General features: G+C 59.8%; 9 protein-coding genes and 1 pseudogene. 1 reads left to right on the top strand and 9 read right to left on the bottom strand.

The window, feature by feature from the left end:
* Window positions 1–109: 109 nt before the first annotated feature.
* A complete protein-coding gene (locus ACROHD_RS17945; protein WP_432679785.1) occupies window positions 110–274 on the top strand; it encodes a hypothetical protein in 165 nt (54 codons plus the stop codon).
* A 121-nt stretch (window positions 275–395) separates the two neighbouring features.
* Here the strand turns inward: ACROHD_RS17945 and ACROHD_RS17940 are convergent, their stop codons facing one another.
* From ACROHD_RS17940 to ACROHD_RS17900, 9 genes and pseudogenes are all read right to left on the bottom strand, one after another.
* Window positions 396–833 carry a VOC family protein gene (locus ACROHD_RS17940; protein WP_432679784.1) on the bottom strand — a complete coding sequence of 146 codons (438 nt, stop codon included), beginning with the start codon at window positions 831–833 and terminating at the stop codon, window positions 396–398.
* Window positions 834–925: 92 nt separating this feature from the next.
* Window positions 926–1,214: pseudogene (locus ACROHD_RS17935) on the bottom strand (IS6 family transposase); the annotation flags it as partial.
* 31 nt (window positions 1,215–1,245) lie between these two features.
* The gene (locus ACROHD_RS17930; protein ID WP_432679783.1) at window positions 1,246–1,419 is read right to left on the bottom strand and encodes a DUF4147 domain-containing protein; all 174 of its coding nucleotides are present in this window, start codon (window positions 1,417–1,419) and stop codon (window positions 1,246–1,248) included.
* Window positions 1,416–2,429, bottom strand: coding sequence for a LacI family DNA-binding transcriptional regulator (locus tag ACROHD_RS17925; RefSeq protein ID WP_432679782.1), 1,014 nt, complete (start codon window positions 2,427–2,429; stop codon window positions 1,416–1,418). The genes ACROHD_RS17930 and ACROHD_RS17925 overlap by 4 nt, the downstream gene beginning before the upstream one ends.
* Before the next feature lie 7 nt (window positions 2,430–2,436).
* Complete coding sequence (locus ACROHD_RS17920) at window positions 2,437–3,600, bottom strand: dihydrodipicolinate synthase family protein (protein WP_432679781.1); 1,164 nt, start codon at window positions 3,598–3,600, stop codon at window positions 2,437–2,439.
* A gap of 25 nt (window positions 3,601–3,625) precedes the next feature.
* A complete protein-coding gene (locus tag ACROHD_RS17915) occupies window positions 3,626–3,946 on the bottom strand; it encodes a Dabb family protein (protein ID WP_432679780.1) in 321 nt (106 codons plus the stop codon).
* Window positions 3,943–5,535, bottom strand: a complete 1,593-nt coding sequence (locus ACROHD_RS17910; protein ID WP_432679779.1) for a GMC family oxidoreductase — start codon at window positions 5,533–5,535, stop codon at window positions 3,943–3,945. Before ACROHD_RS17910 ends, ACROHD_RS17915 begins: the two co-directional genes overlap by 4 nt.
* 9 nt (window positions 5,536–5,544) lie before the next feature.
* Window positions 5,545–6,303 carry a 3-ketoacyl-ACP reductase gene (locus ACROHD_RS17905; RefSeq protein WP_432679778.1) on the bottom strand — a complete coding sequence of 253 codons (759 nt, stop codon included), beginning with the start codon at window positions 6,301–6,303 and terminating at the stop codon, window positions 5,545–5,547.
* Window positions 6,300–7,802: an FAD-dependent oxidoreductase gene (locus tag ACROHD_RS17900; RefSeq protein ID WP_432679777.1), complete on the bottom strand. Its 1,503-nt coding sequence runs from the start codon at window positions 7,800–7,802 to the stop codon at window positions 6,300–6,302. The genes ACROHD_RS17905 and ACROHD_RS17900 overlap by 4 nt, the downstream gene beginning before the upstream one ends.
* Between the last annotated feature and the right edge of the window lie 2 nt (window positions 7,803–7,804).

The following is a 7,804-nucleotide window of genomic DNA, read 5'->3' as shown; positions in this document are numbered from 1 at the left end:
CCATATTGGCTGCGATGAACCAGAAAACCTCCGTTACGAAAACCTCAAATCTGTCCCATAGGCGCTGACGTCAGACACCGATCCTGCCGACAGGAATGCGGAAAACCTGATGCGTTCTCTGCTCAATATCGTTCCTGGCCAGTTGTGCCGGTTCCTTGCCACGCCTGACATGCAAGAGCCGTTATACGGCGTGCCCATTGTCGTCGAGATCCTGCTGATAGAGCTGGGCTATGGAAGCTCGGTCGCCATTGCGGTGGGGCAGATCGGTAAATAGGCGGAACAATCGGCCGCAGCAGGCGTCAAATAGCCCCTTGCTGCGGCCCTCAATCCTCTGCAACTTGCTTGATAGAAAAGGGATCGGCTCCCAGAAAGCCACCAGCCATCGCCGGCCTTCATCAGCTCTGGTCGAAACCGCCCTGCCCCACTGACTGATGTACTTCGATCACGTTGCCTTCCGGGTCATGAAAAAAGACCTGATGCCACTCCTTGGCGAAGGCTGTCCCGTAATCGGAATAGGGAATATTCTGAGAGTCCAGCTTTGCCTTGAAGGCCTCAATGTCATCCGTTCTGAATGCGATGTGGCCCCGTTCGACCGGGTTGATCACTTCACCATTTCTGAACGCAACTGACAGATCCTTCTCGGCCAAATGCATCTGCATCTGCCCATCCGTCGCAAACCTGATCTTCCCGCTAAAACCCTTTCCGTCTGCCGCCTCGGTGCGAGGAAAGGTCTGGATGGGGATGTCGTCCAAGCCAAGGACTTCGGTATAGAATTGATGAAGCCGGTCGATATCCTCCGACACGAAGTTGATATGGTGGAACTCTAGCTTCATGCTGTCCTCCAAGGGCCGCGTGGTCTGTGCCCGGATGAGTATTTGGGTATCTTGGCAGTCTAAGCACGAGCTTCATCTTTGTAACAGTCCTGGAGATAGTGCCGTTCACCATTGATCTTCACGAAGACCTCGTCGAGGTGCCATTTACAGCGGCTCGACCTCATGCCTTCGACCCCCACGCTTCTTGATCTCGGCGGCAAAAATTGGGCCAAATCGATGCCACCAATACCTGATGGCCTCGTGGCTGATCTCAATACCGCGCTCGTGTAGCAGATCTTCGACGTTGCGGAGGGAGAGCGGGAACCGGACGTAAAGCATCACCGCCAGGCGGATGAACTCGGGGCTGGTCTTGAACCACTTGAATGGACTGTCTTTGGTCATTTGCCGACGCTAGCCAGCACCCTGCCACGCATCACGCCAAGTTCCTCTGGCAGAGCCGAGCAGAGGCTTTGCCTGCACCAACAACGACGACGCGCCCATCGGGTTTGGGCGGCAAGCCAGCAGGCACATAACGCGTGGGGTCCGCAGCGGCGACGGCGGTTTCAAATAACCGGCGCAGGAAGGCCCTTGGATTGCTGGGTGTCACCGGTCAAACCCCAGGCTGGACGCGCGTGCAGCAAGTTCTACGGGGGTGCGAAGGTCGTTCTCCGGCTGAACCCCATCAGTAATCCAGCGCAGCATTGCCTGCGCCGCATCCGCGCCAAAGCGTGAAATCCCACAATGAACGGAGCTGAGTTTGGGATAAACTAGGGAGCATTCTTCGATGTCATCGAAGCCGATCAGGCGGAAATCTTCACCCACCTTGCGCCCCAACTCCGCGAAACCGGCCAGCATCCCAAGCGCAACCAGATCGTTAAAACAGATCGCGGCTTCGATCTCGGGGTGATCCCTGTGCAGGGTAAGCGCCATTTCCCGCCCGAAACTGCGCGTGGGACGACCAGGATACACATGGGATTTGCGCCCCTGTTGGCTGATGACAGTCTCATAACCGGACTTGCGTTGCAGCGTCACCTCCCGGTCAGCGAAACCACCGACGAAAGCAATCTCGTTGCATCCAACATCGATCATGTGACGCATGGCCAGCTCGCTGCCCGTTTCATAGTCAGGCGAGGCGAACGGGAAAAGACCGGTCCTTTCATCTGCGCGTCGCAGCACCTGCATCGCGGGAATGGCCGCGCGCTCGATCCGATCAAAACTGTCGTCACCGCCGCCATAGGCAGGCGAGATCAGGAAAGCCGCGACCCCGTGTTCGATCATGGACTCGATCACCTGTGCCTGCATCTCCGGACTCTCATCGGTATTGGCGATAACGGTAGAATAGCCTTCTTTATTGAAGGCCATCTGAGCACTGGCCGCGAATTCGGTGAAAAACGGATTTCGCAGGTCGTTGATCACCAGCCCGACTAGTCCGGTGGCAGAGCCGCGCAGATTTGCCGCCGACCGGTTGTAGACATAGTTCAAGGAGGTCATCGCCTCCTCAACAGCCTCTCGCGTCGACGGCTTGACCTGCTTGCTGTTCTGCAGCACCAGCGAGACCGTTGATTTCGATACGCCAGCGAGACGGGCAACGTCCAGAATGGTCGGTCGCTTGGGCATGTTGCGCTTAGTCGATCCCGTGTAGTTTCAAAAGCAGTCCCATGCGCTCTTGAGCCAGGTCAGGGTGCGACAACAGCCGTGCCTGATCCGCAAGACGGAACACGTGAGCATAATGCGTTATGTCGCGCGCGGATTGGAAGCCCGCAGGCATGATGAAATGGCTTTGTGCGCCGTTCAGCCACGCAAGAAACGCGATCCCTGCCTTATAGAACTGCGTGGGTGCGCGGAAGATTTCACGTGACAGGGGCACTGTTGGGGCAAGCAGCGCGTGATAGGCTTCCATGTCCCCGCTCGCCAGCGCTTCCAGCGCCTGTGACGCGGCCGGGGCAATGGCGGCAAATATCCCCAGCAAAGCGTGTGAATAGTGCTGCCCCTCCCCGGCAATTAGTTCGGCATAATTGAAATCATCCCCGGTATAAAGCCGGACGCCTTCCGGCAGACGGGCGCGGAAAGCCTCTTCGTGGGCGTGATCGAGAAGCGAGATCTTGATGCCGTCTACCTTGCCCGGATGTGACTTGATGATCGATAGCACCGCGTCCGATGCAGCGGCCACATTCTTCCCGCCCCAATAGCCTTTCAGCGCCGGGTCGAACATATCGCCAAGCCAATGCAGGATGACGGGATCGGCGGCCTGCCCGAGCAGCTTGCCATAGACCTGCTCATAAACGTCCGGGCCGGCACCGATGGCCGGGAAGGCGCGCGATGCCATAAGGATCACCTGCCCGCCGGCGGCCTCGACCGCTTCCATTTGCTCGCTATAGGCAGCGATGATTGCCTCGGCGCTCGTCAGGTCTGCCAGCGGCACCTGATCTGTCCCTGCCCCACAAGCGACACGCGGTTTCAGCGGATGGGCCTTGGCCTCGGCCATTGTGCGCTCGATCAACTCTTTCGCGGTCAGCCAGTCTACGCCCATGCCGCGCTGCGCCGTGTCCATTGCTTCGGCCAGCCCCAACCCCTGATCCCACAGCCAGTGACGGAACTTCAGGGTATTGTCCCAGTCGACAGCAGGCCGTCCAATCCACGGATCACGCTCGGCCAAAGGGTCAGAGACCACATGCGCGGCGGCGAAGGCCGTTCGGGTCAGCGGCACACGGGGTGCACGCGGTTCAAGCGGATCGCCAGTCAGCTGGTAGGGTTCGAGGCGTTGGTCGGGGGTAGGCAGGGTCAGCATATGCAAATCTCTCTTGATACGCTCGTCATGCGGACGGATCGAAGGGCAGGTCGAAGACGAGGATGCCGTCTAGACCGCCCACAGCGTTCGCAACAAGGCGCGCACCCAGTTTCTTGTGGTCGGGATGGTCCTGATAGGTTGCCAGCGAGTCCCAATTTGCGAAATCGACCGTGAAGCCGTGCATATAGCCTCGTTCGATTTTCTCGGGGCTTTCGCTGCGTCCCGCGCGAATGGCTGACAGACCGGGGACCTTGCCGTCGATCTCGCGCAGCTCGCGCCATATATCGGCAATCTCTTCTTCGGGCAGATCCGGGTTGAAACGAATAAGGACAATGTGGCGGATCATAGGGATACTCCGTGGTCTTTGCGGATCATGTCAGAGGCTTTTTCTCCAATCATGATGGCCGCGGCATTGGTGTTGGAGGAAATGACGGTGGGCATGATCGAGTTGTCTGCGACGCGCAGCCCCTCGATCCCGTTCATTCTAAGTCTTGTATCGACGACAGCCCCTTTATCCACCCCCATGCGGCAGGTGCCGACACAGTGATGCGAGGTCTTGGAGTGTTCGCAGATGAAATCGAAATACTCCTCATCCGTGCGCACTCCCGGGCCGGGAAGACGCTCGGCCATCACGAAAGGCTTCAGCGCCTTCTGCGACAGGATTTCCTGCGTGAGTTTCAGCCCTCTGATCGACATTTCCCGATCACGAGGGTCCTGAAGGTAGTTCGGATCAATCAAAGGCGCCTTTGCAGGGTCGCGACTGGCCAACCTGACCGTCCCGCGAGAACGAGGGCGCAGATAGCAGGAATTCAGCGTGATCCCGCCCTGCGGCATGACTGCAACGCCTTTCTCGATCCCAGTACCAAGGCCAAGATGGAACTGGATATCAGGGGACCGAGCGTCGGGGTCGGCATACCAGAAACCACCGGTTTCAAAGAGGCTAGAGGCCACGGGTCCCTTTCGCGACAGGAGATACTGCAACCCGGCCAGCGCTGCGAACCAAGGCTTGGCGTAGCGGTCGTAGCTGAACGGACCTGACAGCTCGCAGATGCAGTAAAGGTCGAGGTGGTCCTGGAGGTTTTCCCCCACCTGCGGCTGATCGAGCACCACGTCGATCCCAAGCTTCCTCAGATGATCTGCCGGGCCGATCCCTGAAAGCAGCAGCAAACGAGGCGAGCCGATTGCGCCCGAGGACAAAATGACCTCACGCGTCGCAGTCAGGCGCGTGCCGTCCATCATCTCGACGCCGGTTGCACGCCCCTTGTCGAAGGTCAGGCGACGCACCTGAGCACCGGTGCGCACGGTCAGGTTCCTGCGCCCCCGGTTGGGAGCCAGATAGGCCATCGCCGCAGAAGACCGACGTGCGTTGCGTTGCGTCAGTTGGTAATAGGCCGCGCCATCCTGTTTCTCGCCATTGACATCCATGTTGCGCGGAATTCCAAGCGCAGCAGCCGCTTCGAAATAGGCCTCGCAGACCGGCAGGGGCGCGATTGGCTGCGACACACCCAGGGGACCACCCTTGCCATGATAGCGGTTGTCGTAGGTGTCGTTGTCCTCGGCCTTGCGGAAATAGGGCAACACATCCTCGTAGGACCAGCCCTCGCACCCCATCTGGCGCCAATCGTCATAGTCCTGCGCATTGCCGCGCGTGTAGATCTGCGCGTTGATGGCAGAGCCGCCGCCAATCACCTTGGCTTGCGTATAATTGAAAACGCGCCCCTTCATGTGCCGCTGCGGAACGGTTTCCCAGCCCCAGGCGCCGATGCCCTTGGTCATCTTCGCAAAGCCCGCAGGCAGATGGTAGAACGGGTGCCGGTCGCGGTCTCCGGCTTCCAGCAGGAGCACCTGAACATCCGGATTTTCTGAAAGCCGCGCGGCAAGAACACAGCCTGCCGAGCCGCCGCCAATAATGATGAAATCGTAGCCCTTGGTCATTTGGGTCCCCTAAAGGCGCGGAATGGAAAGACCGCCATCGACCGGAATCGCGGCGCCAGTTGCAAAGACCGCACGCCCCGTGGCCAATGGCACGATGACCGAACCGATATCGGCGGGCTGACCCCACCGGGCAGCAGGCACGAGGCCGCCTTCAATCCGGGCGGTGTACTTGTCTTTAACCCCGGCGGTCATGCCGGTTTCGATTATGCCTGGACGAAGTTCGAAGACCCCGATCCCGTGCGGCGCAAGGCGAACGGCAAAGGTCTGCGCCATCATCGCGGCAGCGGCTTTTGAAATGCAGTATTCAGCCCGCTCAACCGACACCATCGTGGCGCTGACAGAGGTCACGAAGTGAATGGACTGATAGTGATCCGATGGCTGCGCCAGCATGCGTCGCGCCACTTCCTGTGCGAGGAAGAAGGCGCCACGCAGGTTCACGTCGAGCACGAAGTCGAAATTTTCCGGCGTTATGTCCAGCATGTCGCCCCGGACCCGCGCAGGTACACCGGCGTTCGAGATCAACGTTGTGACGGGACCAAGGTCCGCCTCGACCGCGTCGAGCAATGAAGGGACCGCGGCCACCTCTTGCATGTCATGACGGAAATAGCGGGCCATTGGGCCAAGCTCTGCCAGCGCTTCGGTCACCGAGGGGTCGTCAGGCGCGCTGCGCGCGGCCATGGCGACATGGAACCCCGCCTTGATCAGGGCGCGGGCAATCCCGAGGCCGATGCCACGCTGGCCTCCGGTGACGAGGGCAACCTGTGTCATGCTGCGAGATCCCTCTGTTTGATGTGATTGGCGCTGCGCAGCGCCTGCGCGGCGATGGTCAGGGCCGGGTTGACTGCGGCAGAGGTCGGCAGGAAGCCTGCGTCGACCACGAAGAGATTGGGGTGATCATGGCTGCGGCAATTCACGTCCACGACACTGGTCGCGGGGTTGCGCCCCATCCGGGTAGTGCCGCATTGATGGGATGGCGTGCGACGATCGAAGGGGCGCGACAGGACCACGGGAAAGCCAGCCCTCCGAAGTAATGCCTTGAGCCGTGCTACCAGTGCCTCATGCGTATCCCAGTTTGACCGTTTCCAGTCGAGCAAGATCCGGTCGCCCTTAATCGTGACACGGCTTTCCGGGTCGGGCAGATCTTCGCTCATCGCATAGAAATCAACAGAATGCCGAGCAATCCAGCCTGCCAGCACGCGCGGTATTTGCGCTGAGGCAGACAGGATCGTGCCTGAGATCTTTCCAAGAAGCTGGATATTGCCAAGCGGCGCATCCCCCGGACCACCACCTAGGTAGAAATCGTTGATCATCAGCGTCTTTTGGTAGACTGCTCGGTTGCGCCTTAGCGGGTGAATTGCCAGCACTGCCGAGCAATTGTGGTTCATGAAGTTCCGTCCGACCTGATCAGATCGGTTCGCCAGACCCGAAGGAAACGCTTCATTGGCTGAGCGTAGCAGCAAAACAGCCGAATTTACGGCTCCGGCCGACAGGATCACCAAAGGCGCGAGTATGCGGCGCGCATTGCCACGCTGCATAAACTCTACATGGCTTATGCGACCGCCCTGCCCCATGACAAGCCGCGTCACCATGGCACCGGTTTCCAACCTCACATTCGGATGCGCCAGCGCCTGTGCGAGACCAACCGCCTCGGCGTCTGATTTGGCGCCGGTCGTATCGGGAAAGGCGTCCCAAGGGGTTTGCCCACGGTCCAGCCACCTTTCGATATCAATGCCTAGGGGCAAGGACGCAGGCTGGACCCCGGCCTGCCTGAGCCTTTCTCGCAGGTCCGCTATCGGTTTTTCATCAGGCACGGGCGGAAAGGGGTAGCGGCCGGAATGCGGCGGCTCGGTCGGATCCTGCGCGGGATCACCATGCACGCCGAACAATTCCTCGGCCATCTGGTACCATGGTTCCATCTCGTCATAGGTGACCGGCCAACCCGGAGTTGTGCCTCCCAAATGCCGGATGGGGTGAAAATCCTCGGCCCGATAGCGGATCAAAGCTGCGCCGAACAGTTTGGAGTTGCCGCCTACGTAGTAGTAGTTGCCCGGGTTGAACCCCTGCCCCTCCGGCGTGAACCATGTTTCTTCGGGCCGGAAATGGCCGCGCACGAATATTGCCTCCTCGTCGCGGGCCTCCGGGCTGTCTGGCAGCCTTTCACCCCGTTCAAGGATGACAATCTTTCGCCCGGTACTGGCAAGTGCCGCCGCCATGGTGGCACCACCGATCCCACTGCCGATGATCACGATATCCGCGCTGTCAGACATCG

The sequence above is a fragment of the Nioella aestuarii genome, assembly GCF_050896395.1.
Classification (GTDB): Bacteria; Pseudomonadota; Alphaproteobacteria; order Rhodobacterales; family Rhodobacteraceae; genus Nioella; species Nioella aestuarii.
The sequence above is the reverse complement of the archived record's forward strand: the minus strand, read 5'-3'. Positions and strand labels throughout refer to the sequence as shown.